This is a genomic window from Terrabacter tumescens, from assembly GCF_014646815.1.
Classification (GTDB): domain Bacteria; phylum Actinomycetota; class Actinomycetes; order Actinomycetales; family Dermatophilaceae; genus Terrabacter; species Terrabacter tumescens.
The window spans coordinates 174,374-199,605 of the sequence record NZ_BMNZ01000002.1 but is presented as its reverse complement, the minus strand read 5'-3'; the positions used below and the strand labels follow the sequence as shown (position 1 = coordinate 199,605).

24 protein-coding genes are annotated in these 25,232 nt (G+C 70.7%); 10 read left to right on the top strand and 14 right to left on the bottom strand.

Features of this window, described 5'->3' with window-relative positions; translation table 11 throughout:
- Nucleotides 1-41 precede the first annotated feature (41 nt).
- Nucleotides 42-365, top strand: coding sequence for a thioredoxin (gene trxA, locus IEY30_RS04940; RefSeq protein WP_081920461.1), 324 nt, complete (start codon nt 42-44; stop codon nt 363-365).
- 141 nt (nt 366-506) lie between these two features.
- Nucleotides 507-1,742, top strand: a complete 1,236-nt coding sequence (locus IEY30_RS04935) for an N-acetylmuramoyl-L-alanine amidase (RefSeq protein ID WP_030197646.1) — start codon at nt 507-509, stop codon at nt 1,740-1,742.
- 35 nt (nt 1,743-1,777) lie between these two features.
- Here IEY30_RS04935 and IEY30_RS04930 read toward each other — a convergent pair whose 3' ends face one another.
- Nucleotides 1,778-2,428, bottom strand: coding sequence for a hypothetical protein (locus IEY30_RS04930; protein ID WP_030197644.1), 651 nt, complete (start codon nt 2,426-2,428; stop codon nt 1,778-1,780).
- A 144-nt stretch (nt 2,429-2,572) separates the two neighbouring features.
- On the opposite strand from IEY30_RS04930, the gene IEY30_RS04925 reads away from it, so the two are divergent.
- Nucleotides 2,573-3,595 carry a glutathione S-transferase family protein gene (locus IEY30_RS04925; protein ID WP_030197642.1) on the top strand — a complete coding sequence of 341 codons (1,023 nt, stop codon included), beginning with the start codon at nt 2,573-2,575 and terminating at the stop codon, nt 3,593-3,595.
- 63 nt (nt 3,596-3,658) lie between these two features.
- Here the strand turns inward: IEY30_RS04925 and IEY30_RS04920 are convergent, their stop codons facing one another.
- From IEY30_RS04920 to rpmH, 11 genes are all read right to left on the bottom strand, one after another.
- Nucleotides 3,659-4,465: an alpha/beta fold hydrolase gene (locus IEY30_RS04920; RefSeq protein ID WP_030197639.1), complete on the bottom strand. Its 807-nt coding sequence runs from the start codon at nt 4,463-4,465 to the stop codon at nt 3,659-3,661.
- Between the two features lie 102 nt (nt 4,466-4,567).
- Nucleotides 4,568-5,461: a metallophosphoesterase gene (locus IEY30_RS04915; RefSeq protein WP_030197637.1), complete on the bottom strand. Its 894-nt coding sequence runs from the start codon at nt 5,459-5,461 to the stop codon at nt 4,568-4,570.
- A 515-nt stretch (nt 5,462-5,976) separates the two neighbouring features.
- The gene (locus IEY30_RS04910) at nt 5,977-6,837 is read right to left on the bottom strand and encodes an Fpg/Nei family DNA glycosylase (protein WP_030197632.1); all 861 of its coding nucleotides are present in this window, start codon (nt 6,835-6,837) and stop codon (nt 5,977-5,979) included.
- A gap of 173 nt (nt 6,838-7,010) precedes the next feature.
- Nucleotides 7,011-8,162, bottom strand: a complete 1,152-nt coding sequence (locus IEY30_RS04905; protein ID WP_030197628.1) for a ParB/RepB/Spo0J family partition protein — start codon at nt 8,160-8,162, stop codon at nt 7,011-7,013.
- A gap of 290 nt (nt 8,163-8,452) precedes the next feature.
- Complete coding sequence (locus IEY30_RS04900) at nt 8,453-9,307, bottom strand: ParA family protein (protein WP_052358503.1); 855 nt, start codon at nt 9,305-9,307, stop codon at nt 8,453-8,455.
- 1,099 nt (nt 9,308-10,406) lie between these two features.
- Nucleotides 10,407-11,306 carry a 16S rRNA (guanine(527)-N(7))-methyltransferase RsmG gene (gene rsmG / locus IEY30_RS04895; RefSeq protein WP_373286659.1) on the bottom strand — a complete coding sequence of 300 codons (900 nt, stop codon included), beginning with the start codon at nt 11,304-11,306 and terminating at the stop codon, nt 10,407-10,409.
- A 75-nt stretch (nt 11,307-11,381) separates the two neighbouring features.
- A complete protein-coding gene (locus tag IEY30_RS04890) occupies nt 11,382-12,071 on the bottom strand; it encodes a Jag family protein (RefSeq protein ID WP_030197610.1) in 690 nt (229 codons plus the stop codon).
- 95 nt (nt 12,072-12,166) lie between these two features.
- On the bottom strand, nt 12,167-13,162 hold the full coding sequence (gene yidC / locus IEY30_RS04885) for a membrane protein insertase YidC (RefSeq protein ID WP_030197605.1): 996 nt from the start codon (nt 13,160-13,162) through the stop codon (nt 12,167-12,169).
- Nucleotides 13,163-13,255: 93 nt separating this feature from the next.
- On the bottom strand, nt 13,256-13,543 hold the full coding sequence (gene yidD / locus IEY30_RS04880) for a membrane protein insertion efficiency factor YidD (protein ID WP_043416753.1): 288 nt from the start codon (nt 13,541-13,543) through the stop codon (nt 13,256-13,258).
- Nucleotides 13,540-13,890 carry a ribonuclease P protein component gene (gene rnpA, locus IEY30_RS04875; protein WP_030197599.1) on the bottom strand — a complete coding sequence of 117 codons (351 nt, stop codon included), beginning with the start codon at nt 13,888-13,890 and terminating at the stop codon, nt 13,540-13,542. The genes yidD and rnpA overlap by 4 nt, the downstream gene beginning before the upstream one ends.
- Nucleotides 13,891-13,908: 18 nt before the next feature.
- Nucleotides 13,909-14,046, bottom strand: coding sequence for a 50S ribosomal protein L34 (rpmH, locus tag IEY30_RS04870; RefSeq protein WP_028051105.1), 138 nt, complete (start codon nt 14,044-14,046; stop codon nt 13,909-13,911).
- A 544-nt stretch (nt 14,047-14,590) separates the two neighbouring features.
- Here rpmH and dnaA point away from each other — a divergent pair.
- Nucleotides 14,591-16,240 (top strand): chromosomal replication initiator protein DnaA, encoded by a 1,650-nt coding sequence (gene dnaA, locus IEY30_RS04865; protein WP_030197586.1) that lies wholly within the window; start codon nt 14,591-14,593, stop codon nt 16,238-16,240.
- Between the two features lie 54 nt (nt 16,241-16,294).
- Here dnaA and IEY30_RS04860 read toward each other — a convergent pair whose 3' ends face one another.
- The gene (locus IEY30_RS04860) at nt 16,295-17,290 is read right to left on the bottom strand and encodes an NAD-dependent epimerase/dehydratase family protein (protein ID WP_030197581.1); all 996 of its coding nucleotides are present in this window, start codon (nt 17,288-17,290) and stop codon (nt 16,295-16,297) included.
- 118 nt (nt 17,291-17,408) lie between these two features.
- Here IEY30_RS04860 and IEY30_RS04855 point away from each other — a divergent pair, with 118 nt between their 5' ends.
- From IEY30_RS04855 to IEY30_RS04835, 5 genes are all read left to right on the top strand, one after another.
- The gene (locus IEY30_RS04855; RefSeq protein WP_052358502.1) at nt 17,409-18,194 is read left to right on the top strand and encodes a TetR/AcrR family transcriptional regulator; all 786 of its coding nucleotides are present in this window, start codon (nt 17,409-17,411) and stop codon (nt 18,192-18,194) included.
- A gap of 670 nt (nt 18,195-18,864) precedes the next feature.
- Nucleotides 18,865-19,992: a DNA polymerase III subunit beta gene (gene dnaN / locus IEY30_RS04850; RefSeq protein WP_030197575.1), complete on the top strand. Its 1,128-nt coding sequence runs from the start codon at nt 18,865-18,867 to the stop codon at nt 19,990-19,992.
- A gap of 105 nt (nt 19,993-20,097) precedes the next feature.
- A complete protein-coding gene (gene gnd / locus IEY30_RS04845; RefSeq protein ID WP_052358501.1) occupies nt 20,098-21,114 on the top strand; it encodes a phosphogluconate dehydrogenase (NAD(+)-dependent, decarboxylating) in 1,017 nt (338 codons plus the stop codon).
- 75 nt (nt 21,115-21,189) lie between these two features.
- Nucleotides 21,190-22,563 carry a DNA replication/repair protein RecF gene (recF, locus tag IEY30_RS04840; protein ID WP_229674845.1) on the top strand — a complete coding sequence of 458 codons (1,374 nt, stop codon included), beginning with the start codon at nt 21,190-21,192 and terminating at the stop codon, nt 22,561-22,563.
- A complete protein-coding gene (locus IEY30_RS04835; RefSeq protein ID WP_030197564.1) occupies nt 22,556-23,140 on the top strand; it encodes a DciA family protein in 585 nt (194 codons plus the stop codon). Before recF ends, IEY30_RS04835 begins: the two co-directional genes overlap by 8 nt.
- A gap of 29 nt (nt 23,141-23,169) precedes the next feature.
- Here IEY30_RS04835 and IEY30_RS04830 read toward each other — a convergent pair whose 3' ends face one another.
- Nucleotides 23,170-23,661 carry a hypothetical protein gene (locus IEY30_RS04830; RefSeq protein ID WP_030197560.1) on the bottom strand — a complete coding sequence of 164 codons (492 nt, stop codon included), beginning with the start codon at nt 23,659-23,661 and terminating at the stop codon, nt 23,170-23,172.
- 59 nt (nt 23,662-23,720) lie between these two features.
- Here IEY30_RS04830 and IEY30_RS04825 point away from each other — a divergent pair, with 59 nt between their 5' ends.
- On the top strand, nt 23,721-25,202 hold the full coding sequence (locus IEY30_RS04825) for a protealysin inhibitor emfourin (RefSeq protein WP_052358500.1): 1,482 nt from the start codon (nt 23,721-23,723) through the stop codon (nt 25,200-25,202).
- Nucleotides 25,203-25,232 lie beyond the last annotated feature (30 nt).

The window sequence follows — 25,232 nt, the reverse complement described above, 5'->3', positions numbered from 1 at the left end:
AACCTCCCAGAACCCCGCCGCACCACCGAGAAGGAATCTCCATGGCACTGAAGAACACGACCGACGCCACCTTCGCCGACGACGTCCTCATGAGCGACAAGCCCGTGCTCGTCGACTTCTGGGCGACGTGGTGCGGCCCGTGCCGCAAGGTCGCCCCCATCCTCGAGGAGATCAACGAGCAGTACGGCGACAAGATCGAGGTCGTCAAGCTCGACACCGACGCCAACGTCGACACCGCCGCCCGCTACGGCGTCGTCTCGATCCCCACGCTGAACGTCTACGTCAAGGGCGAGGTCGTCAAGACCATCGTCGGCGCGCACCCGAAGCCCAAGCTGCTCCGTGAGCTCGAGGAGTTCATCGGCTGACCGGCTCCGGTCACGAAGGGGTGGTCCACCGTCACGGTGCCACCCCTTCGGCGTACTACGCTGCAGACGGCGCCCGACCACTCCCGACAGACGCACAGCCCACCGCGACCCGTTCGGAGCCCTCCGAGGAAAGGAGCCGAGATGACCCCCCAGCAGTCAGTCGTCCTCCGGCGCGGCGACTCAGGCCCCGCCGTGGCCGCCGTGTGCGAACGTCTCGTCCTCTCGGGCGACCTGCCCGGCGGTCCGGGGCACAGCGACCGCTTCGGCGAGCCCATCTTCGACGAGCGCGTCGAGCAGGCCGTCAAGTCCTTCCAGCAGCGCCGCGGGCTCATCGTCGACGGCGTCGTCGGACGGTCCACGTATGCCGTCCTCGACGGCGCGCGCTGGGCGCTCGGTGACCGGGTGCTGCGCTACCTGCCCGAGCACTTCATCGAGGGTGACGACGTCGTGGCCCTGCAGGCGCGCCTCGCCGAGCTCGGCTTCACCCCCGGCAAGGTCGACGGCCTACACGGTCCCAGCACCGACTCGGCCTTACGCGCCTTCCAGGCCGCCGTGGGGCTCGTGCCCGACGGCACGGTCGGTCCCGAGACGATGCGTGCCTTCGCCGGCCTGCGACGCTCGGTCAGCGGCGGGTCCGCCAACGCCCTGCGCGAGCGCGAGCACATCCGGCGCGGCGGCTACAGCCTGAGCGGGCGCACCATCGTCCTCGACCCGGGCCACGGCGGCGGCGACTCCGGTGCCCACGGCCACCGTGGGCTCGTCGAGGCCCGCCTGGCCCTCGACCTCGCCCGCCGCATCGAGGGGCGCCTGTCGGCCCACGGCGTCAGCGTCGTCTTCACCCACACCGAGGCCACCGACGGGGGCACCGACGAGGAGCGGGCGGCCTTCGCCAACTCGTGCGACGCCGACCTCGTGCTCTCCCTGCACACCGACCACACGGCGTCCGGCTCGGCCCACGGGGCGTCGACCTACTTCTACGGTCACCCCGACAACCCGGGTCACGCCGACTGGTCGGTCATCGGCGAGAGCTTCGCCGACCTGCTCCTGCGCGAGGTCGTGGCCCGCACCGGCCTCACCGACTGCCGGTCGCACGCCCGCACCTGGCCGCTGCTGCGCCGCACGCGCATGCCTGCGGTGCGGCTCGACTTCGGCTACCTCAGCCACGAGGGCGACGCCGCCTCGCTCGCCAACGCCCAGATCCTCGACCACGTCGCCGAGGCGGTCGTCGTGGCCCTGCAGCGGGTCTACCTCGGCGAGGCCGACACCTCCCGCACCGGCGTCCTGCGGCTCGACGACCTCCGTCGCCACCTCGAGACGATGCGCGCGCAGCAGGTCCCTGCCGTCCCTGCCGTCCCTGCCGACCGCACGGTCGGCTGAGCGGACTCCTGCAGCCTTCGGCGGGCGGGTCGCGCTCAGTCCCTGACGTGCGCGTGGCTGTGGCCGTTGGGGTGGGTCTCCGGGACAGGACGCGCCCCCGGCACCCAGGCGAGGGCGCGGGCCAGCGCTGCCGCCGCCTCGTCGCGCAGCGTGACCACGGTGCGCAGGTCGATGCGCAGGCGTGGGTATGCCGGGTGGTCGCGCTCCACGTGGAAACCGACCTTCTCGAGGAACGCGACGTCGAGCACGCACGTGTGCCGGGAGACGGCGAGCGGACGAGCCGCCACCGCCTCGAGGGAGCGGCTCCGGTGGTGCAGGGCGTCCTTGGCCGCCACCTGCACCAGGGCCTTGCGCAACCCGCGGTCGGCGTGGCCGGCTGTGGTCATCGCCGTGACCAGCATGAGCGTCGAGGGGTCCGCCGGGGAGGTCGGGAAGGCCGCGAGGCGCGGCACGTGCCGCGCCGGTGCCAGGAGCACGTGGCCCGCCGGCTCGCCGTCGACGTAGGCGATGCGACCGGGTGGCCCCCAGTCGGCCGTGACCGTCTCGACCCAGTCAGTCAGCAGCTCGAGCGGAGTGCGCGGGTCGGAGTGCCCGTTGCGGGGCACGGTCTGCCAGAACGTGCACGGGGCGCACGTCCCGACGAGATCGGCGACCCGGTCGGGCGTCAGGGGCCGGAGCTCACGCATCGTGTCTCCTCGCAGCCCGTCATGCTCCCCATTCTGACCCGAGGGGGTGCCGCAGCACCATGACCCCCGCCGGGGAGGCACCACCCCTCTACGAACGGCACGGCGCCCCTCGACGACACGGCATACCGAATTAGGCTGGGGCGCATGAGCGAGCCGGGCACGTACGTCGAGAAGAGCTTCAAGCGCGACACGAACTACATCACCACCCGCATCACCGCCGACGGGCGCGACGGCTTCCCCGTCGAGGCCGGTCGCTACCGGCTCGTCGTCGCGCGGGCGTGCCCGTGGGCCAACCGCGCCATCATCGTCCGGCGGCTGCTGGGCCTCGAGGACGCCCTGTCGATGGGCATCTGCGGACCCACCCACGACAAGCGCAGCTGGACGTTCGACCTCGACCCCGGCGGCGTCGACCCGGTGCTGCAGATACCGCGCATCCAAGACGCCTACTTCAAGCGCGACCCCGAATACCCTCGTGGCATAACGGTGCCCGCGATCGTGGACGTTCCGACCGGTGCCGTCGTCACGAACGACTTCAAGCAGATCACGGTCGACCTCGAGACGCAGTGGCGCGAGTTCCATCGCGAGGGTGCGCCGGACCTCTACCCCGACGCGCTGGCCGACGAGATCGAGGCGGTGAGCGAGCCGATCTACCGCTACGTCAACAACGGCGTCTACCGCTGCGGCTTCGCCGGCACCCAGGAGGCCTACGACAAGGCCTACCGGAAGCTCTGGGACAACCTCGACCTGCTCGAGCAGCGGCTGTCCACGCGTCGCTACCTCGTCGGCGACCACATCACGGAGGCCGACGTGCGACTCTTCACGACGCTCGTGCGCTTCGACCCCGTCTACCACGGTCACTTCAAGTGCAACCGCAGCAAGCTCATCGAGATGCCGGCGCTGTGGGGCTACGCGCGTGACCTGTTCCAGACGCCCGGGTTCGGTGACACGGTCGACTTCACGCACATCAAGCGGCACTACTACGTCGTGCACACCGACGTGAACCCCACAGGCGTCGTCCCGCTCGGGCCGTCCCTGGAGAACTGGGCGACGCCGCACGGTCGCGAGTCGCTCGGTGGATCGCCGTTCGGTGACGGCACTCCCCCTGGACCGCCGCGCGAGGTCGTCCCGCCGGAGCACAACCCGGTGCTTGCCCTGCTTGAGAACTGACTATTTGCCGAGCGGATTCCTCTGTCCCGCAGAGGAATCCGCTCGGCATTGCTCGAAAGCCGTTCAGCCAGTGAAGAACTCGGCCAAGGCGGGAGCCAGCGTCGAGGCGGGGACGTGGTGGAACTCTCCAGGCAGCTCGACGGCGGTGGCATTGGGCAGGGCGTCGGCGATGACCTGGGCGGAGTCGTGCAGCCACGGCATAGCCGTCCCACTGCTGCACACCGTCAGGACCGGAATCATCACTCGTGCAAAGGTTTCCGTCGGAATGTCCTGCTCGTCCCCGCCGAGACAGAGCCCGTCGTACTTGACGGTGTAGGTCATCGAGAGCATCGGCTCCCACATGGGCGAGCCCTTGAGACCGTCGACCATCTCGTCCGGCATGCCGACGGCCTCCCGGTTGAAGAAGCGCAGGATACCCTCGCGGTCTCCGGCAGCTTCGAACGCCTCGAGCCGCTCGATGTAGTCCGCCGGGGGCGGTGGCCAGGTAGCGGTCCGGTACGGGACCTCTAGGACCGACGCCTTCGTCAGTGGCGCACCCGCTGCGGATGCCTCGATGACCAGTGCGCCACCGGACGAGGTGCCGAAAGCGTATGCGGCAGAACCGCTTTCACCAGCGGCGCTGATGACCGCGGTCAGGTCATCGACCTCTCGCGCGACGGCGTAGGGCTGGGTGTCACCGCTCTCCCCGCGGCCCCTCCGGTCGTACGTCACGCCGGTCAGGCCGAGCTCGCCCAGCACCTGCGCGACGTCGCGGAAGGCTCCCCTGTCGCAGAAGGCTCCTCCGACGACGACCGCCACCGGCCCCGATCCGTAGGCCTCGTAGGCGATCGGGGTGCCATCCGCCGACGTGGCTTGCTCCACCGTGCTCATGTCTGACTCCTCGAGGTGTGCGGCTCGCAGGTCGAGCCTTCATCACTGCGTCGATCGGCGGTGCCGCATCTCGACAGGTCGATCGTCGGAAGTTGTGCCTTCTCAGGTGCGTTTGCGGGAGAAGACCTCGCGTTGGTCCTCCTCGGGCACCGACTCCATGAACTCCATGACGGCTTCCGACAATGCCGGCCACGTCTCGTGCTGCTCGATCGGCACGACGGTGCCGACGACCTGGTCGTGGTGGATCTCCACGAGGTTCCACGACTGCGGTCCGTCGACCCCCATGAGCAGTTCACGCGGCGCTCCCACGTCGTCGACGTAGCTGACGCCGCCGGCCACGAGGACGGGGATCGCACCCAGCGTGCCGAAGCTCGTCACGTGCAGGTGACCGCTGAGGATCGCCCGGACGTCGCTGCCGGCCAGCACGTCGCGCAGCCGCTCGACGTCGTCGAAGTCCAGCAGCTGCATCACCGGCGAACGGTAGGTGATGGGTGCGTGGTGGATGACGAGGATCGTGCCGTGCTCCGCCGGATCCTCGAGTTTCTTTGTGAGCCAAGCGTATTGGGCATCCGAGAAGCCGCCGTGGTGGTATCCCGGTACGGCGGAGTCGATGGCGATGATCCGGAGGCCTCGGACCTTCGTGACGGTGTCCTGCGGGTCGTCGCTGTCCACGCCGTAGAGCGCCTGAGCCATCGGCCGGCGCTCGTCGTGGTTGCCCCCGGTGAGCACGAGCGCGCAGGCCAGGCGTTCGACGACGGGCCGCACGATCGTCAGGAGCAGCTCGTAGGCCGCTGGGTCGCCGCTGTCCGCCAGGTCACCGGAGATGACGAGGGCGTCGAAGAGCTCACCGGCGTTCTCGACCCGGGCCAGTGCGTTGCGCAGCTGGGTCTCGGTGTCGATGCGCCCCGCGAGCAGGCCACCGTTGCCGATGAGATGGGGGTCGGAGAGGTGGGCGATGACATGGGACGGCGCCTGCCGCGAACCAGTGAGGGCCATGGCGTCAGCCTAGGCGCGCGGGCGCCCACCGTGTCCCAGGTGCAGACCCGGTCATGGGGTGCGACGCTGGGGGTGGAGGTCCCGATGCCGATGCCCCGAGCCGTCGCCCGGCTGAACAAGAAGTACGTCAACAAGGTCCTCGTGCACCTGGCCGGTCACGGGTGGTTCGTGGAGCTCGAGCACGTGGGGCGTCGTTCGGGTCGCACCTACCGGGTGCCGATCATGGCCTTCGACCGGGGAGACGCCGTGACCGTCGCCCTGACCTACGGGTCGGGCGTCGACTGGCTCGCCAACCTGCGCTCGGCAGGGGGTGGCCGCATGCACGCTCGGGACGAGCTGCTCTGCTCGGGGCGCCGGCGAGCCTGTCCGAGGCCGCGGGGCACGCGCGGATGCCGCAACCGCCTCGGGCGATGCTGCCGGTCCTCGGTTGTCACGAGTACGTCGAGATCCCGGTGCTGTCCCGAGAGCCCTTCACCGGGTGGTGACCGAGACAGCTCCACGTGGGAGCTGTCCCGTCAGTGCCGGTGCTGGCAGACCGGACACCAGTACAGGCGGCGACCCGCAATCTCCTTCTCCTGCAACGTGTTAGCGCAGCGCGGGCACGGCTGGCCCGTCCGCTTGTAGACGAGAAACCGGCGCTCGAAGGTGTCACCGAGCCGCTCTCCCGTGAGTCGCCGGGAGATGGCGCGCCCCCGCCCGGACCGTCTCGCTCGCGCTGCGTCCTCGACCTGGTCGGGCATCGTGATGATCTGGGAGAACTTGCGCCCCAGGGGCATGAGCAGGACGAGGTCGTCCCAGATCTCCCGCCAGACCTCCTCGGACAGGTCGACGCCCCGGGTGAGCGGGTCGACGGCCAGACGGTGCAGCACCTCGCAGCGGTAGACGTTGCCGACCCCAGCGACCACGGACTGGTCCATGAGCAGCTCGGCCACCGTGCGACGGCTGCGGTGGACCCGCTCCCAGCCCGCATCGGGTCGCTGCCCCCGCCGGAGCGGGTCCGGCCCGAGCGTCCTCACGATCTCACGCTGCCTGGCCCGGTCGACGAGGGTGCAGATCATCGGCCCACGCAGGTCGGCGAAGTGCTCGGGGCCGACCAGACGGAGCCTCACCGCTCCCACAGCTGCGGGTGGGGTGCTGCCGGCGAGATGTTTCACGGGAAACATGCCGATCAGGCCGAGGTGCACGTGCAGCGTGGCGTCGCCGATGTCGACGAACAGGTGCTTGCCCCAGGCCTGCGCCCGTTCGAGCACACGTCCGTCCAGACGCTCGGCGTCAGCCGCGAACCGCCCCTGCGGACTCGTCGCCTCGACCACGTGTCCGCGGAAGGCCCGCTCGAGGCGGTCAGCCAGCGCATGGATCGTGTGACCCTCAGGCATCGTCGTCCTCTCCGTGCCGTCCGTGGTGGCGTCGGGCGATCAACCGGACCGCAACGGTCACGATCCCCGTACCCGCAGGACCATCCTGAACGGACGTGTGACGGGCTGCTCGGCGGTCAGGGGCACAGGCACTCGAGCGGCTGCCGCTCACGAGCGCGCTCGTCGGTCCCGGGTCAGTCTCGGGTCGGCTCGGGAACGCCCATCAGCCCGAGGATGCGTCGCAGGTCCTCCACGGAGGCGAACTCCACGGTGATCTTGCCCTTGCGCTGACCCAGGGCGATCGCGACGCGCGTCTCCAGGTGGTCCGAGAGGCCGGAGGTGAAGTCGTCGAGCTGCGGGTGACGGCTGCCTGCGCGCGGGCGCCGCGCGCGGGGCGCGTCATTGCCCTCCCCCAGGGCGACGAGCTCCTCGACGTTGCGCACCGAGAGCCCCTCGGCCACGATCCGCTGAGCCATCCGCTCCATGGCGGCGGCGTCGGCCATCCCGAGCAGGGCGCGGGCGTGACCGGCGCTGAGGACCCCTGCTGCGACGCGTCGCTGCACGAGGGGCGGCAGCTTGAGCAGACGCAGCGTGTTGGAGATCTGCGGGCGCGAGCGACCGATGCGGGTCGCGAGCTGGTCGTGCGAGCAACCGAAGTCGTCGAGCAGCTGCTGGTAGGCAGCGGCTTCCTCGAGCGGGTTGAGCTGGCTGCGGTGGAGGTTCTCCAGGAGGGCGTCGCGCAGGAGGTCGTCGTCGCTCGTCTCCTTGATGATCGCCGGGATGACTCCCAGCTCGGCCGCTTGCGACGCGCGCCATCGACGCTCACCCATGATGAGCTCGAACGTGCGCCCCTCGGCCTCGTCGAGCTGGTCGGCCGGGATGCGTCGCACGACGATCGGCTGGAGCACGCCGATCTCACGGATGGAGTGGACGAGCTCGGCCATGTGGTCCTCGTCGAAGACCGTGCGCGGCTGCTTGGGGTTGGGCCGGATCGAGTCGATGTCGAGCTCCGCGAACTCGGCGCCCGGGACGGCGGCCAGCCCGCTCCCCTCGTTCGCCTGTCCGGACTCACGCGCCGCCCCTGCGGCAGTGGCGTCGGACGTGGAGTCGGTCTGGCCGACCGACGTGGCGGCGGCGCCTGCGGACCCATTTGCACCGTCGGCCGGCGTGGCGTCGACATTGGTGCCCGACGAACCATTGGCTTCGGCGGTGTCCGCGGTCTTGGTGACCTCAGGCTGCTTCTGCTCGGTGAAGAAGACGTCGACAGGTCGACCAGCGCCCCCACTCGGTGCGCTCGGGATGAGCGCTCCGAGGCCTCGACCCAGTGCGCGTCGCTTCTCCGCCATCCGACAACCCTTCACAACGTTCCTGACGCGTCCGTCGCGTCCCGGGTCAGTCTAGGTGCTGAGCGCGCTCACCTCTGGCACCGCAGCACGATGTCGGGGTGTGAGCCGTTGCGCTACCAGAGGCCCGGTTTCACGTGGAACGCCGGGCAGCCGCCGCGGCCGGGGCCGGGCCTCGCGGCGGGAAGCGCGCGCCTCTGTCGTTTCACGTGAAACTCCATCTGTTGGTAGGGCTGTTTCACGTGGAACAGGGCCGCCACCGGTCGGTGACGGCCCCGCCCTGGATGAAGACCTCAGGTGTTGCCGGCGGCACCGCGGTCGGCGATCTCCCCCGCTGCCTCGAGGTACGCGAGGGCACCACTGCTCGCCGGGTCGTACGTCATGACCGTCTCGCCGAAGCTCGGCGCCTCCGAGACCCGGACCGAACGAGGCACCGTCGTGCGGAGGACCTCCTTGGGGAAGTGCTCCCGCACCTCGTCGGCCACCTGTGCCGACAGTCGGGTGCGACCGTCGTACATCGTGAGCAGGATGGTCGACACGTGCAGGGTCGGGTTGAGGTGGCGCTTGATCAGGTCGATGTTCTTGAGCAGCTGCGAGAGCCCCTCGAGGGCGTAGTACTCGCACTGGATCGGGATGAAGACCTCGCTGGCGGCGACCATGGCGTTGACCGTGAGCAGGCCCAGGCTCGGCGGGCAGTCGATGAGGATGTAGTCGAACTCGTGGCCGGCCTCGGCAGCGGCGGCGATCGCCTTCTGCAGTCGCGACTCTCGCGCCACGAGCGACACGAGCTCGATCTCGGCGCCGGCCAGGTCGATGGTGGCCGGAGCGCAGTGGAGGTTCTCGACCGTCGTGCAGGGCTGCACCACGTCGAGCATCGGGGTGCCATCGACGAGGACGTCGTAGATCGACGGCACCTCGGCATGGTGGTCGATGCCGAGGGCGGTGCTGGCGTTGCCCTGCGGGTCGAGGTCGATGACGAGCACCTTGAGCCCTGCCTGGGCCAGTGCCGCGGCGACGTTGACCGTCGTCGTGGTCTTGCCGACCCCACCCTTCTGGTTGGCGACGGTGAGAACGCGGGGCGAGACGGGACGGGGGAACTGACGACCCGTCAGCTGGATCCGACGGCGCGCATTGTCGGCGAGCTCCATGGCCAGAGGAGTGTCTGTGCCTGGGGTGGGCAGGGCTGCGGCCAAGGCCTCGCGGTCGGCGTGATCGTTGTCGTAACGGGTTCGCGCCTCTGCGCCGTCCACAGTGTTGTCCCCAGCCCGATTTGCCGCAATTTCCTGCTCAGTGCGCGGATCTTTCGCAGTTTCGTCCACCGCGTTGTCCACAGGCCCGGAAGGCGTGGGGAGGTCCCCACCCGGGCCCTCCTGAGGGCCAGCGGGCTGGTTGTGGACCGGCATCGAGGCGGCTCCCGAAGCGGGCTCCTCGGCGTGTGGCGCCGTTGCCTCGACACCGTGCGTGGCCACGTTCTGCTCCATGGCCGTAGGCGGCTTCATGGCTGGGTCGACATCCGAGTCCATTCCTGCCGCCATCTCTGTGTTCAGGTCGGCGTCACCGAGATCGGCTGAAGTCGGGTCCGCCACGGCTGCGGAGATCATGTCGTCGGCCGGTGTGAGGGGAGCCTCCACGACCGGGTCTTCCCCGGCCTGCGCGCCATCGTCGTCACTCGGGGAGGCCGGTCGAAGGTGCTGCCCGCCATCCGTGGCCTTTTCGAGGTCACGCGGCTCGCCCTCCTCGATGCGAGGAGCGTCGGCCTGGCCGACCGCTGCCTCCACGTCGCCCTCGACCTCGGGCGCCGCACTCCCGGACTCGTCCTTCGACTCGTCCTGCGGCCCCTTCGTGGAGCCGCTCGTGCTGTCGGTCCCGGTGCCGGTCCCGGTGTCGGTCGTGGTGACGATCGTGGAGCCCGTCGGCGCTTCAGTGGCGACGACGTGCTCCGTCGGAGCCTCAGCCTCCCGCTGCGTCGTGACGGGTGCGCCGCCCTCGGCCGTCTCAGGAGAGCCTTGCGCCGTATCGACGGCGTCCTGGTCGGGCCTGCCATCCGTCACCGCGGTGGCGCCGCCAGTTTCACGTGAAACGCCCAGCATCCGTGCGAGCCAACCGAGCCGGCGGTGCTCCGGCGCTGGCTCCGGTTCGCTCGGCCAGCCCAAGTTGGTCGACATCGTCACAGGGAGAGCACCTCCGGGGTTGAGGGGCGTCTCGCAAGGGGTGCGCGAGGCGTCCGTCGAAATGGTCTGGTCACGATCATGGCTGATGGGGCGGCTGCTTGCTGACTCCCGGGCCGGAGCGTCGTGATGCCCGTGGACGATCTGCCCTCCGACGGGCCGACCCGGCGCTCGAGGGCTGTCGAGAACGGAAGCGCCGACGGTCCACGACCTCTCCGATGGTGCAGCGCAGCACGATGGTCGGCTCGTCCAGCAGGTCGGCGCCGTACTCGTCGACGCCGGCGTCCACGACCCCGAGACGTGTCAGGGCAGTACGGCTCTCGGCCAGCTCGGTGACGGCGCGGCTGCCCTTGAGGGCGAGCAGGCTGCCGCCGGCGTCGAGCAGGGGCAGCGTCCACTCGGCGAGCTGCACGATCCGCGACACGGCTCGCGCCGTCACCCACGGGGCGTGCAGCCGGTCCCACATGGCTTCGGCGCGTGCAGTGTGGACCGTGACGTTGGTGAGGCCGAGCTGGGCCACCGTCCCCGTGAGCCATCCGGTGCGTCGCGCCAGTGGCTCGACGAGGTGCAGGTGGAGGTCCGGGCGGGCGATGGCCAGGGTCAGGCCGGGCAGGCCGGCCCCCGAGCCCACGTCGATGACCTGCTGGGTCGCATCGAGGCGCGGGATCGCCTCATGGACCACGGCGCAGTTGAGCACGTGCCGGTCCCACAGGCGGGGTGTCTCACGGGGCCCGATCAAGCCGTGGCTGATCCCCGTGTCGGCGAGGATCGCCACGAAGTGCTCGGCGAGTGCGAGCCGCTCCCCGAAGACGGCCGTGGCTGCCGGTGGCGTCGCCGGCAGCCCCTCGACGAGCCCGCCCGCCAGCCCCTGCGCGGCTGCACCCGACTCTGCGGCGCCGTCCGCTCCGAAGAGGTCGCGTGGTTGGTCGTGGGGCTGGTCAGGCTCGGGCCGGCCGGCTCCGGGAGCGCGCTGGGTCACGTGCCCTCACTCCTCGATCGGTACGGCTGGATGGTGCCGGTGAGCGGTACCCGTTTCACGTGAAACGGGGGTCCGTCATTCCGGCAGGATGACGACGTGACGGTGGGGGTCGACGCCCTCGGACTCGGACACCAGACCGGAGGCGGCGACCTCGTCATGGACCACCTTGCGCTCGAAGGCCGACATCGGCTCCAGGGCACGCTTCGTGCCGGAGTCCTTCACCTCGGAGATCGCCGCCTGGGCGAGCTCGACGAGGGCGGCCCGGCGCTGGGCGCGGTACCCGGCGACGTCGAGCATCAGCCGGCTGCGCTCGCCCGTCTCGGCCTGGACGGCGAGGCGGGTCAGCTCCTGCAGCGCCTCGAGCACCTTGCCGTCGGTGCCGACGAGCCGGCGCGGCACGCGGCCCTCCTCGGAGTCGACGATGGCGATGGCAGCGCGGTCCCCGTCGACGTCGACGTCGATGTCCCCGTCGAGGTCGGCGATGTCGAGCAGCGTCTCGAGGAAGTCGGCCGCCACCTCACCCTCGCGCTCGAGCTGGCGGACGCGCGACTTCTTGTCGCCCTTCTCGCCCTTCTCGGCCGGCTCGGTCTTCTCGGCCGGCTCGGTCTTCTCGGCCGGCTCAGCCTCGGCGTCCGCGGATGCTGCGGAGTCAGTCGCGGCCGTCTCGGTGCTGTCGGAGGCCTCGGTGGGCTCGGTGGCCTCGCTCGCCTGCAGGTCGGGCGCGTCCGTCGGGGTCTCGAGGTCGGTGGCCTGGGTGTCGCTCATGGATACTCCTTCGCTCGCCCGGGCCGATCTGTGGACAACTCGCGTTTCCGCAGTTCAGAGGCCCGAAGCAGTGTGGACAAGTGTGTGGACGAGCCTCAGCGGCTGTTCTTCGTCGGCTGGCTCTTCGGCTGGGTGCGCGCCCGCTTCTTGCCCTTCGGCTGCTGACGCTGGCCCGACTTGGGGGCGTCGTCGGGGACGGCGTCGCTCTGCTCGAGGCCGGGCACCGTGAGCTCCTGCATGTCCTTGCCCTTGCGCTTCATCCGCTCACGGCGGGCACGCTCGGCCTCGGAGCCGGGAGCCGGCATGTTGCGGATGACGTAGAACTGCTGGCCCATGGTCCAGAGGTTGGTGGTCAGCCAGTAGAGCAGGACACCGATGGGGAAGTTGACGCCGGAGATCGCGAAGAAGATCGGCATCAGGTAGAGAAGGACCTTCTGCTGCTTGGCGAAGGGGTTGTCCAGCGCAGCGGCCGGCATGTTCTTGCGCATCAGCTGGTACTGCGTCGTGAAGGTCGTCGCCGACATCAGCACGATGAGCACGGCCGTGAGGATCTTGGTGTTGAGCGGCACGTCGGCGCCGAGGAAGTGGTCCGACAGCTTCGAGCCGAAGATCGTCGAGCTCTCGATCTGCGCCGCGACCTCGCGGGTGATCGGGCCGATCGCGTCGTGGCCGGGCACGCCCTCGGCCTGGGCCTTGAGGTTGTTGAGCAGCTGGAAGAGCGCGAAGAAGAACGGGCTCTGGATGAGGATCGGCAGGCAGCTGCTGAACGGGTTGGTCCCGGTCCGGCGGTAGAGATCCATGATCTCCGCCTGCTGGGCCTTCTGGGACTCGGGGTCGCGCTTGCCCTTGTACTTCTTCTGGATCTTCTGCATCTCGGGCTGGATGAGCTGCATCCGGCGCGAGGAGTGGATCTGGCGGACGAAGAGCGGGATGAGCAGGAGGCGGACGACGACCGTGAGGCCGACGATCGACATGGCCCACGCCCAGCCGGTCGACATGCCGAGGCTGTCGAAGAGCCAGTGCCAGGCGTACATGACCCAGGCTTCACCGAGCTTGATCGGATAGAGCAGGGTGTTGAAGAAGTCGATCACGTGTTTCCTCTGTGGTCTGGTGGGCCGGCCGGTTCAGCTCGGGTTCGAGGTGTTGGGCCACTCACCACTGATCGGCAACCATATGCCGCTTGGTCAGGGGTTGGGACGGAAGTCCTCGGGGCGCACGTCGTTGCGGGTGGCCCACGTCATCGGAACGGGGTCGACCCCGCCGGGGTTCCACGGGTTGCAGCGGCCGATGCGCCGGATCGCGAGCCAGCCCCCGCGCAGGGGACCGAACCGGGTGAGCGCGGTGACGGCATACGCCGAGCAGCTCGGGTAGAAGCGGCAGCTCGGCGCGGAGAGCGGGGAGATGAACCGCTGGTAGAAGCGGACCGCCAGCAGCAGGGGCGAGGCCAGCACCTGGTTGAGCGTGACGCTCATCGTCGGCACGCCTTCTCGAGCTGGCGGCCGAGGGCGAGGTCGAGCTCGTCCCAGGTGGCGTCTGCGGCAGCGGGGTTGGCCCGCACGACGACGTAGAGACCTGCAGGTATGCCGTTCAGCCGGGTTGCGACGCTCGCGCGCAGCCGGCGCTTGGTCCGGTTGCGCACCACCGCGTTGCCGACGGCCTTGGACACAACAAAACCGACGCGCGGCGGAAGATCCGCACGCGCATCGGTCCGGTTGGCATGCACGACGATGAGTCGCCCGCCTGCTCTGCTGGCGCCGGGCCCGCGTACTGCCGAGGTGAAGTCCGTCCGCTCACGCAGTCGGTGACGTGCCGGCAGCACGCCGAGGCCTCCGGCGGCTCAGGCCGAGAGCTCGGCGCGGCCCTTGCGACGGCGGCCGGCGAGGATGGCGCGACCCGCACGGGTGCGCATGCGCAGGCGGAAGCCGTGCGTCTTGGCGCGGCGACGGTTGTTCGGCTGGAAGGTGCGCTTGCTCACGAGGTTCTCCGTAGGTTGCAGGGGCCCGTTCGACGCCATGACGACGTCGGCCGTGCTCCCGTGGTGGGGCTGTCGGTGGCCGATGCGACCGCAATCGGCAAGCCCGTGGAGCACCGAGGGGGTCCGGCTGGGCCGGGCTCGGGGCCATGGGCATGCGAAAGAGGTCGCAGACACGCTCGGTCAACGATACGGGAGCCGCGGAACGAGGGTCAAACCGGCGACGGGCACGGGCCGGCGACGACCGAAACCCACGATCTTCGAAGGTCGTGCGGCGATTGCAAGGCGACACGCCGACCGACCCGACAATCTGTGGACGACTCGATTGTCCTCGGCGCGCCTACCCCTGTAGGTTTTCGTCTCTCACGATCCTCACCCCTCCATGCACAGGCTGTGGACAAACGTGTGGACAACAGGCATCGTTCACCCAGACACAGACGTGCCCAAGGACGTCCGACCCGCCCGGGGTCGAGCTCCCGCTCGGACCCTTCCGAGCCGGGATCGCAGCAGGTGCAACAGAATTGACTCAGGGGTAGGTGGATATCAGGTGGCCGAGACAGGCGTCGATTACGCGCAGATCTGGCAGCAGACGCTGAGCACCCTGGACTCGGTGGGCCTGTCGAACCAGGAGCGCGCCTTCGTCCGGCTCTGCCGCCTCGTCGGCGTGCTCGAGGAGACCGCGCTGGTGCGCGCTCCCAACACGTTCACCAAGGACTTCCTCGAGACCCGGGTCCGTGAGCAGATCCACGAGGCCCTCGCCAGCCAGCTCGGCCGTCCGGTCCAGCTCGCCGTCTCCGTCGACGAGAGCCTCGAGACCGACCTCGGGATGATCACCGACGAGCCGAGTGGCCAGGCCTCGGTCCACGGCGGCGGGCACCACAACGGCTCCCACTCCGGTCCCTCGAACGGCGCCCATGCCGGCACCGTCGGCTACGGCGCGAACGGGGCCAACGGCTACGGCGTGCCCGCGCAGAGCACCGCCCACAACCCGCTGCGCGACCTGGCCGAGAGCGCGCCCGCGCTCAACGGCGCCGACCTCGACGAGCCCCGCCAACCGGCATACCCGGGCGGTCAGACGCGGATGGAGCTCGGCCCCGACCCGCTGAGCGGCGGCGAGAGCGGGCCGCTGCGCCTGCAGCAGCGTCCCGAGCCCAGCTCGCCCGGCGACACCCGGCTGAACCCGAAGTACACCTTCGACACCTTCGTCATCGGTGCGAGCAACCGCTTCGCCCACGCGGCGGCGGTCGCGGTCGCCGAGGCCCCGGCCAAGGCGTACAACCCGCTCTTCGTCTACGGCGAGTCCGGGCTGGGCAAGACGCACCTGCTCCACGCGATCGGGCACTACGCGCGGACGATGTTCCCCAACGTGCGGGTGCGCTACGTGAACTCCGAGGAGTTCACCAACGACTTCATCAACAGCATCCGTGACGACAAGGCGAGCGCGTTCCAGAACCGCTACCGCAGCGTCGACGTGCTGCTCATCGACGACATCCAGTTCCTCCAGGGCAAGCTGCAGACGCAGGAGGAGTTCTTCCACACCTTCAACACGCTGCACAACGCGAACAAGCAGATCGTCATCACCAGCGACCTGCCGCCGCGCGAGCTGTCCGGCTTCGAGGACCGCATGCGCACGCGCTTCGAGTCGGGGCTGCTGACCGACGTGCAGCCGCCCGACCTCGAGACCCGCATCGCGATCCTGCGCAAGAAGGCGATCCAGGACCGGATGAAGGTGCCGGACGACGTCCTCGAGTACATCGCGACGAACTTCAGCACCAACATCCGCGAGCTCGAGGGCGCCCTGATCCGCGTCACGGCGTTCAGCAACCTCAACCGGCAGGAGGTCGACCTGCCGCTCGCCGTCATCGTGCTCAAGGACGTCCTGCCCAACGAGACGCCCAACCAGGTGACGGCGGCGACGATCATGGCGGTGACGGCGGCGTACTACGCGGTGACGCTCGAGGACCTCTGCGGCTCGAGCCGTTCGCGCCAGCTCGTCACGGCCCGCCAGATCGCGATGTACCTCTGCCGCGAGATGACCGACCTGTCCCTGCCCAAGATCGGCCAGCACTTCGGCGGCCGCGACCACACGACGGTCATGCACGCGGACCGCAAGATCCGCGAGCTCATGGGTGAGCGCCGGGCCATCTACAACCAGGTCACCGAGCTGACCAACCGGATCCGCCAGCAGTCGCACTGACGCTCGCTCCCGTGGGCCCGACCCGATGGCGTATGCCGTGGAGCCGGGCCCGCGTCATGCCGCGGCCGCCGCTCGGGTGGCCTTCGCCTCGCGCCGGGCGGCGATGGTCACCGTGAGTGCCTCGTCCCACGGGGTCGGCGCGAGTCCGAAGGTGCGCTGGGTGAGGTCCGAGTCGAGCACGAAGGGGCGCTCGAACTGGTGCCGGGTCTCGCGGACCTCGCGCATGAACGGCACGACGAGGCCGGCTGCGGTGCCGAGGGACCTCGGCAGCACGCGCACGCGGCGGGCCTTCACGTTCGCGAGGCGGGCGACGTCCTCGGCGGCCTGCTCGAACGTGCGGGCCGGCGCCGTGGGCACGTGCCAGGCACGGCCCCACCCGTCGTCGCCGGTCGCGACGCGGGCGCCGAGCCGGCCGACGTCGGGGACGTAGGTCCACGAGTGCGGCGCATCCGGTCGCCCGACGGGCACGAAGGGTGCACGCCCGGCGAGGAGCGCGTCGATGACGATGTCGTTCAGGTAGCTGGTGCGTGGCGTCGTGCCCGGGCCGAAGTAGTCGCTCGAGCGCAGCTCGGTGACGCGCAGGTGGCCGGCCTCGTGGCGGGCGAGCGCCTCGTGCCACATGTCGGCGCGGAGTCCGCCCTTGTGGCCGGCGGGACGCATGGGGTCGTCCTCTCGCATGGGCCGGTCAACCTGGCCGTAGCCGTAGAGGTTGCCGATGATGACGAGCCCGGCACCCGAGCCCTCGGCGGCCGCGAGCGTGGCGGCGGCGATCGGTGGCCAGTCGGTGTCCCACGTCATGTAGCTGGGCGGGTTGACCGCGTTGACGATGCTCGCGGCGCCGCGGGCCAGGGCCGTCACGGCGTCTGCGTCACCGGCGTCGACGCTGACGACCTCCACCGCGTCGGCGGCGCCGGCGCGCGTGGTCTCCCACGGCCGCTCGGTGACGCGTCCGGAGCGTGAGGCGAGGGTGACGGTGTGGCCGAGGGCGACGAGCTCGGTGGTGGTCGAGCGGCCGACGCCTCCGGCGCCGAGGACGAGGTGGTGCGACATGGTCTACTCCTTGGGACGTGAAGTGTGAGCATCGCTCACACTTTGAGGATGACGCGTCCCGCGCCAAAAATCAAGAGCGGTGCTCACATTTATCGTCAGGCTGTGGCACGCTGGCGACATGGAGCAGGAGGCGAGCACCCAGCCGAGCACGCAGGCGAGCACGCAGGCGAGCACGATCGGCGGCGAGGCAGGGCGCCCGCTCGGCAAGCGCGCCACCAAGCGGCTCGCCGTCGAGGCCGACATCCTGCGCGTGGCCCGCGAGCACCTGGCGACGGACGGCGCGGCAGCCCTGAGCCTGCGGGCCGTCGCGCGGGACCTCGGCATGGTCTCGTCGGGCATCTACCGCTACGTCGAGAGCCGCGACGAGCTGCTCACCCGGCTCATCATCGACTCCTACTGGTCGCTGGCCTCGGCGGTGCGGGCCGCCCACGACGCTGTCCCCGTCGACGAGTTCGACGCCCGGTGGGACGCCCTGGGACGCGCCCTGCGAGCCTGGGCGCTCGAGCACCCGCACGACTTCGCGCTCATCTACGGCTCCCCGGTCCCGGACTACGAGGCCCCGGCCGAGCGCACCGAGGAGGCGGGGACCGCCGTCATCGCGCTGCTCGTCGGCCTGCTGGAGGACGTGCGCCGCGCCGGCCGCCTCCCCGACCCGGACCGCCTGGGTCTGGTCGCGGCACGCGCCGACGGCGGTGTGGGCGAGCTGCTCGAGTCGCCGCTGTTCGCCTCGACCGGGCTCCACGCCGTCGAGCTCGCCCAGGGGATCGCCGCCTGGACCCTCCTGCTCGGTGCGGTGACGAGCGAGGTGTTCGCCCAGCTGGGCCCGCTTCCGGACGGTGAGGCGCTCTTCGACTGCCTGCTGTCGGTCTCGCGCCGGTGCGTCATCGAGCCCGCCGGTGACTAGTCAACACGGCCTGACGCCTTCGCACCTGCCCGGCCACACGGCATACGTCCACATTCATCCACAGAGTTGTCCACACCTGTGTGCACAGCGTGACCTCGTTGTGACCTGCGGCGGGACGAGGCCTGTCCGAGCGTCAGGAGGGCGTCGCGGGGAATCCGTCCCGAAAGTTGTCCACCGTCTGTGGAAAAGTCTGTGGAAGTGGAGGCGCTCTCCATGCACAGGGGACTAGTCCCGAAGCGCGGCAAACCGGACATATGCCGACGGCTGTTCCACATGACTCTGTGGAAACGTGTGGATGACGCTCCCGAGCCTGCGGACAACCGGCCCTCGACCTGTGAGGACGATGTGCACGGCCGAAATCCGTCCACAGCCGGCAACTGTCCGCCCGGTCGTGGCCCCACACGCCGTGCACACCCCCATCGACGCGCTGACCAGCGCCGACGCGAGTTGTCCACAGCGTCCACAGCACCTATGACTATGACGAGATCCCAGTCAAAGGGGGAAGCCCCGACAACGAGGGTCTCCCCACGACGACCCGGGCGGCCTCGGGCGACCGGAAAAACCACGTGAATCGGTCCGGAGGACGATTGGGGGAGTGTCTGTGGTGCCAGTCACCCGCAGGCACTAGTGTCTGAGCCCCAATGTCCTTCCCCGTCGAAGTGAGTGCACCGTGAAGTTTCGGGTTGAGCGAGACGTCCTGGCCGAGGCCGTGACCTGGGTGGCCCGCGGGCTCCCGGCCCGCCCGCCGGTACCCGTGCTCGCTGGCGTGCTCGTCGACGCGAACGAGGACGGCACGCTGACGCTGTCGGCCTTCGACTACGAGGTGTCCGCGCGCATCACCGTGCCGGCCGACGTCGCCGAGGCCGGACAGGTGCTCGTGCTCGGTCGACTGCTCGCCGACATCTCGCGCAACCTGCCCAACAAGCCGATCGACGTGAGCACCGACGGCACCAAGGTCAACGTGGCGTGCGGGTCCTCGCGCTTCGCGCTGCGCGAGATGCCGGTCTCGGACTACCCGACGCTGCCGGCCTCGCCCGAGACGAGCGGCACCATCGCCGGCGACGTCTTCACGCAGGCGGTCGCGCAGGTGTCCATCGCCGCCGACAAGGGCGACACCCTGCCGATCCTCACGGGCGTACGCATGGAGATCGACGGCGACAAGGTGACCCTCCTCGCCACCGACCGCTACCGTCTCGCGATGCGTGAGCTGACTTGGAGCCCGTCGGTCACCGACGCCAGCCACGTCGCGCTCATCCCTGCCCGCCAGCTCTCCGACACCGCCCGCGCCCTGGGCGCGTCCGGGTCCGTCGAGCTCGCCCTCGGCCAGGGCGGCGACGGCCTCATCGGCTTCGAGGCCGGCCAGCGCCGTGCGACCACCCGCCTGCTCGACGGCGAGTACCCCAAGGTCACCTCGATCTTCCCGACCTCGGTCGACACCACCGCGGTCATCGAGACGGCCGCTCTCGAGGAGGCCGTCAAGCGCGTGGCCCTCGTCGCCGAGCGCAACACTCCGGTGCTGCTGAAGTTCACCGACGGCCAGGTCGCCATCGAGGCCGGCACCGGCGACGACGCCCAGGCCTCCGAGGCGGTCGAGGCCACCCTCGACGGCCCCGAGATCCAGATCGCGTTCAACCCCCAGTTCCTGCTCGACGGCCTGCACGCGGTCGGGACGGCCTACAGCCGACTGTCGTTCACGCAGCCGAGCCGCCCGGCGGTCCTGACCGGCCAGGCCGAGGTGGACTCCGAGCCCGACACCGGCTACCGCTACGTCCTCATGCCGGTGCGCTTCGCCAGCTGACGTCCACGTCCCACCCGTCCGGCGCGAGCCGCCGGTGGGTAGGCGTAGCCTCGAAGCGCTCCATCAGCACCACCACGCACGCTCCCCCGCAGAAAGGCTCGCGACATGCAGCTCGGTCTCATCGGTCTCGGCAAGATGGGCGGCAACATGCGCGAGCGGTTGCGTCGCGCGGGCCACGAGGTCGTCGGCTTCGACCGCAACCCCGACGTCGCGGACGTCGCGTCCCTGCCCGACCTGGTGAAGTCCCTCGAGGCCCCCCGCGTCGTGTGGGTCATGGTCCCCGCCGGTGACCCGACGCGCGAGACCGTGGCTGCGCTCGGTGACCTGCTCGAGCCGGGAGACCTCGTCATCGACGGCGGCAACTCCCGCTTCACCGACGACTTCGAGAACGCCAAGCTGCTCGGCGAGAAGCAGATCGGCTACGTCGACTGCGGTGTGAGCGGCGGCATCTGGGGCCTCGACAACGGCTACGGCCTCATGTGCGGCGGCGAGGAGCAGTGGGTCGACCGGGCCATGCCCATCTTTGACGCGCTGCGTCCCGAGGGGCCCCGCGAGGAGGGCTTCGTGCACGCGGGCGAGGTGGGCGCCGGGCACTACACGAAGATGGTCCACAACGGCATCGAGTACGGCCTGATGCACGCCTACGCCGAGGGCTACGAGCTGCTCGAGAAGAAGGACATCGTCAAGGACGTCCCGGGCGCCTTCAAGGCCTGGAGCCGTGGCACCGTCGTGCGCTCCTGGCTGCTCGACCTCATGGTCAAGGCGCTCGAGGAGAACCCCCACCTCGACGACGTGTCCGACTACACCAACGACTCCGGTGAGGGCCGGTGGACGGTCGAGGAGGCCATCGCGCTCGGAGTGCCGATGCCGGTCATCTCCGCCTCGCTCTTCGCCCGGTTCGCCTCGCGTCAGCAGAGCTCGCCGACGATGCAGGCCGTCGCGGCGCTGCGCGGCCAGTTCGGCGGCCACCAGGTGATGTCGATCGCCGAGGGCGAGCAGCTGCGCAGCGGCGCCGGCGCCGAGGGCTCGACCCACCCGGCCCCGGCCAGCGAGCACCCCAGCCCGGCTGCCGGCGACGCCGCCGACGCCGGCCCCTCGTCGGGCACCGGCTCCACCTCCTAATGCCGATGCCCCGGTCGGCGGGTCGCTGCCGGCCGGCTCCCCGTCCGACCCGAGCAGAGAACCAGCCGACCTGACGTGCACGTCCGCCACCTGACCCTGAAGGACTTCCGGAGCTATCCGAGCGCCGAGCTCGCGCTGACGCCGGGTGTCACGACGCTCGTCGGCCTCAACGGTCAGGGCAAGACGAACCTCGTCGAGGCCGTCGGCTACCTCGCGACGCTCGGCTCGCACCGGGTCGCGACCGACCAGCCGCTCGTGCGGTTCGGGGCGGCCCAGGCGATCGTGCGCGGCGCGATCATGCGCGACGACCGCGAGACGATGGTCGAGCTCGAGATCACCCCGGGGCGGGCCAACCGGGCGCGGCTCGGCCGCTCCCCCGTCTCGCGGCCGCGCGACGTGCTCGGCACGGTGCGCACGGTGCTCTTCGCACCCGAGGACCTCGCCCTCGTCAAGGGCGATCCGTCGGAGCGACGCCGCTTCCTCGACGACCTGCTCGTCCAGCGCCAGCCGCGCTGGTCGGGGGTGCGCTCGGACTACGACAAGATCCTCAAGCAGCGCAACGCGCTGCTGAAGTCGGCGGCGCCCGTGCTGCGCAAGGGGTCCCGCCGGCCGCCGCGACCGCCACGCGACGGTGACGTGCCGCTCGACGAGGCCCGCGAGTCGGCGCTGCACACCCTCGACGTGTGGAACGACCACCTCGCGACGGTCGGGGCGCAGCTGCTCTACGCCCGACTGCGCCTGCTGCGTGACCTCGCGCCGGACCTGTCCGAGTGCTACGACGCCGTGAGCGCAGCGGCGTCCAACGCCCGGGCCACCTACAAGAGCTCGCTCCACGAGGACCTCGCCAAGCGCCTGGCCACGGGCGAGGTGCCCGAGATCGACGAGCTGCGCGCCGGCATGCTCGAGACGCTCGATCAGCTGCGGTCCAACGAGATCGAGCGCGGCATCTCGCTCGTCGGCCCGCACCGTGACGACCTCGTGCTGTCCCTCGGCGAGCTGCCGGCCAAGGGCTACGCCAGCCACGGCGAGTCGTGGAGCTTCGCGCTGGGCCTCAAGCTCGCGGCATACCGGCTCCTGCGACGCGACCTCGGCGACGACCCCGTGCTCGTCCTCGACGACGTCTTCGCCGAGCTCGACTCCGGGCGCCGCGAGCGGCTCGCGACGCTCGTCGCGGACTGCGAGCAGGTGCTCATCACGGCTGCCGTGGGCGCGGACGTGCCCGACGTGCTCCGCGAGAGCGGGACGACGTATGCCGTCGAGCTGGGCCAGGTGCACCCCGCCGGGTCACCGGTGGTCCCCTCCGAGAGCGGTGGAGCCGACGGTGAGGTCACTGACGGTGCGGTCCCTGACGGGGACGGCCCCGACATCGACGGCCCCGACATCGACGGCCCCGACAGCGACGGCCCCGACAGCGACGGCCCCGACAGCGACGGGCACGACGATGAGTGACGAGCCGGTCGACGGGCCGGTCGACGGGCCGTCGGACGGCGCAGCCGACCCTCCCGAGCCGACCGACGAGGACACCCGCATCGCCGACGCAGCGGCCTCCGCCCTCGCGCGCGCCCGGGCCGGCGCGGCCGAGAAGGGCCTGCGGCCCGGCATGAAGCCGAAGAAGCGGCGCCGGCCGATCGGCCACGCGCCGGTGCTGTCGGGGTCTGCGCGCGACGGCCGCGACCCGGCCCTGCTCGGCGACCAGCTCGACCGCCTCCTGCTCGACCGCGGCTGGAAGGTCGACGTCGCGGTCGGCTCGGTCATGGGCCGCTGGCCCGAGATCGTCGGACCCGACATCGCCGGGCACGTCGAGCCCATGACGTTCGTCGACGGCGTGCTCACGGTGCGCGCCGACTCGACGGCGTGGGCCACCCAGATGCGCCTGCTCGCCTCGTCGCTCCTGTCGCGGATCGACGAGGAGATCGGCGCGGGCGCGGTGAGCGAGCTCAAGGTGCTCGGCCCCAGCGCACCGTCGTGGAACCGCGGCCTCCGGCGCTCCCCCGACTCCCGAGGTCCCCGCGACACCTACGGCTGAGCCAGCCGGCGGCTCAGACCCTGGGCCGCTCAGACCCCGGAGAGTCCGATGACGACCACGGTGGCGACGAGCAGCACCGTCGCGCCGATGACGATCCAGCCGAAGAGCAGCGGCACGCGGCGGGGCGTCCCCGCTGTCGCACCGTCGGTGGTGTCCTCTCCGTCCGCCAGGGCGTCCGGCGGCTCGGGCGCCGTTGGCGACTGGGGCGCATCGGGCGCATTGGGTGCATCGCCGGAATCGGTGGTGGGAGGCGCCGACGCGGATGCCGCCGGCGGTGGCGGGCCGAGCGCCTCGACGACCGCCTCGAGCAGGCGGGCGACCCACGGAGGCAAGGGCTTCCCGTCGGGACCGGTCACGAGGGTGTGCCGGCTCACCGCGCCGCCCGCCCGGGACAGGTCGAGGGAGTCGAGCTGCCCGTCCGGGCCGGGGTCGACACCGGCGGCGAGCAGCTGCGCGCGCACCGGCTCGGGCAGCGCGTCCCACGAGTCGTACTCGCGGCCCCCGACGAGGATGGTGATCACGGGCGAACTGTACGACCGCTCGCAGGGCGGGTGTCGGTGTTCCGACGCAGACTGATGCCATGACCTCGACGACCTCGACGCACTCCCCGGCTGCCGGCCCGACTCCGCGCTGCACGATCGTGCCGCCCTACATCCTCGAGGCGCTGGCGGCGAGCGACGAGCCGGCGCTGGCCACGCACGCCCGTGAGGCACTGCGCCACGACCAGGAGCTCCGCGCGGCGCGGCGCACCCCGACGGCGCGTCCCACCGGCCGGCGCGCACCGCGTCGGGGCGACGTGACCACGGCCCACGGCGAGGGGCCGCACCGCACCATCTACGACGCGAAGGGCACGCAGACCGCCCCGGGCACGCAGGTGCGCGCCGAGGGCGGCGCGCCCAGCTCCGACGCCGCGGTCAACGAGGCCTACGACGGACTCGGCGCGACGTGGGACCTGTGGTCGACGGCCTACTCCCGCGACTCGCTCGACGGCAAGGGGATGCCGCTGCTCGCGACCGTGCACTACGGCCGCAACTACGACAACGCGTTCTGGGACGGCTCGCAGATGGTGTTCGGCGACGGTGACGGCGTCGTCTTCGAGCGATTCACCCGCAGCGTCGACGTCATCGGCCACGAGCTCGCGCACGGCGTCACCGAGCACACGGCCGGCCTGCTCTACCAAGGCCAGTCGGGCGCGCTCAACGAGTCGGTCTCCGACGTCTTCGGGGTCCTCGTCAAGCAGAAGGCGCTGGGGCAGAGCGCGGCCGAGGCCGACTGGCTCGTCGGCGCCGACCTGCTCAATCCCTCCGTCGAGGGCCGCGCGCTGCGCGACATGCGCAACCCCGGCACCGCCTACGACGACCCGCGCCTCGGCACGGACCCGCAGCCGGCCGACATGGCGCACTACGTCGACACCCAGGACGACAACGGCGGGGTCCACATCAACTCCGGCATCCCCAACCGCGCCTTCGTGCTCGCGGCCGAGGCGATCGGCGGCAACGCCTGGGAGGGCGCCGGCGCGATCTGGTATGCCGTGCTCTCGGGTGACGGGATCAATGCGGACTGCGACTTCGAGACCTTCGCCGGCCTCACGGTGGCCGCCGCAGGCAGTGCCCACGGTGACGGCTCGGCGGAGCAGAAGGCCGTGCGCTCGGCGTGGGAGACGGTCGGCGTGCTCACCGCTGCGGCCGGCGATGGTTCCCACGGCGCGAAGAGGACGAAGAAGTCCGGTGGGCGGTCGACGGCTCCCGCCCCCGCCCCGGCCGGGCCGACCCCGAGCTCCGAGGCCCAGGTGCTGCTGCGGCGCACCGGGGGCTTCGCCGGGCAGGTCCGCGAGCGGCGGGTCGCCATCGGCGAGCTGCCCGAGCGCGACGCCAAGGACTGGCAGCACCTGCTCGCCGCGTCCACGCTCCAGCGCATCGCCGCCTCGACCGAGCGCACCCACCCCGACGCGTTCGTCTACTCGGTCGTCTGCGACGAGGTGGGGTGCGACATCACGATCCAGGAGCCGCACCTCCCCGAGGCGATCCACTCCCTCTTCGAGCGCACCCTCGCCGACGACTGAGCCGGCCTCGACCCGAGGGCCTGCGAGCGA

What these genes read in the sequence shown, in the direction of transcription:
- IEY30_RS04905 (WP_030197628.1), bottom strand. Translation starts at nt 8,162, where the DNA reads ATGGCGGAGAAGCGACGCGCACTGGGTCGAGGCCTCGGAGCGCTCATC.
- IEY30_RS04900 (WP_052358503.1), bottom strand. Translation starts at nt 9,307, where the DNA reads ATGGAGCTCGCCGACAATGCGCGCCGTCGGATCCAGCTGACGGGTCGT.
- IEY30_RS04825 (WP_052358500.1), top strand. Translation starts at nt 23,721, where the DNA reads ATGACCTCGACGACCTCGACGCACTCCCCGGCTGCCGGCCCGACTCCG.
- IEY30_RS04925 (WP_030197642.1), top strand. Translation starts at nt 2,573, where the DNA reads ATGAGCGAGCCGGGCACGTACGTCGAGAAGAGCTTCAAGCGCGACACG.
- IEY30_RS04855 (WP_052358502.1), top strand. Translation starts at nt 17,409, where the DNA reads ATGGAGCAGGAGGCGAGCACCCAGCCGAGCACGCAGGCGAGCACGCAG.
- IEY30_RS04930 (WP_030197644.1), bottom strand. Translation starts at nt 2,428, where the DNA reads ATGCGTGAGCTCCGGCCCCTGACGCCCGACCGGGTCGCCGATCTCGTC.
- gnd (WP_052358501.1), top strand. Translation starts at nt 20,098, where the DNA reads ATGCAGCTCGGTCTCATCGGTCTCGGCAAGATGGGCGGCAACATGCGC.
- yidD (WP_043416753.1), bottom strand. Translation starts at nt 13,543, where the DNA reads ATGAGCGTCACGCTCAACCAGGTGCTGGCCTCGCCCCTGCTGCTGGCG.
- IEY30_RS04915 (WP_030197637.1), bottom strand. Translation starts at nt 5,461, where the DNA reads ATGGCCCTCACTGGTTCGCGGCAGGCGCCGTCCCATGTCATCGCCCAC.
- trxA (WP_081920461.1), top strand. Translation starts at nt 42, where the DNA reads ATGGCACTGAAGAACACGACCGACGCCACCTTCGCCGACGACGTCCTC.
- IEY30_RS04835 (WP_030197564.1), top strand. Translation starts at nt 22,556, where the DNA reads ATGAGTGACGAGCCGGTCGACGGGCCGGTCGACGGGCCGTCGGACGGC.
- IEY30_RS04860 (WP_030197581.1), bottom strand. Translation starts at nt 17,290, where the DNA reads ATGTCGCACCACCTCGTCCTCGGCGCCGGAGGCGTCGGCCGCTCGACC.
- IEY30_RS04890 (WP_030197610.1), bottom strand. Translation starts at nt 12,071, where the DNA reads ATGAGCGACACCCAGGCCACCGACCTCGAGACCCCGACGGACGCGCCC.
- IEY30_RS04920 (WP_030197639.1), bottom strand. Translation starts at nt 4,465, where the DNA reads ATGAGCACGGTGGAGCAAGCCACGTCGGCGGATGGCACCCCGATCGCC.
- IEY30_RS04910 (WP_030197632.1), bottom strand. Translation starts at nt 6,837, where the DNA reads ATGCCTGAGGGTCACACGATCCATGCGCTGGCTGACCGCCTCGAGCGG.
- IEY30_RS04935 (WP_030197646.1), top strand. Translation starts at nt 507, where the DNA reads ATGACCCCCCAGCAGTCAGTCGTCCTCCGGCGCGGCGACTCAGGCCCC.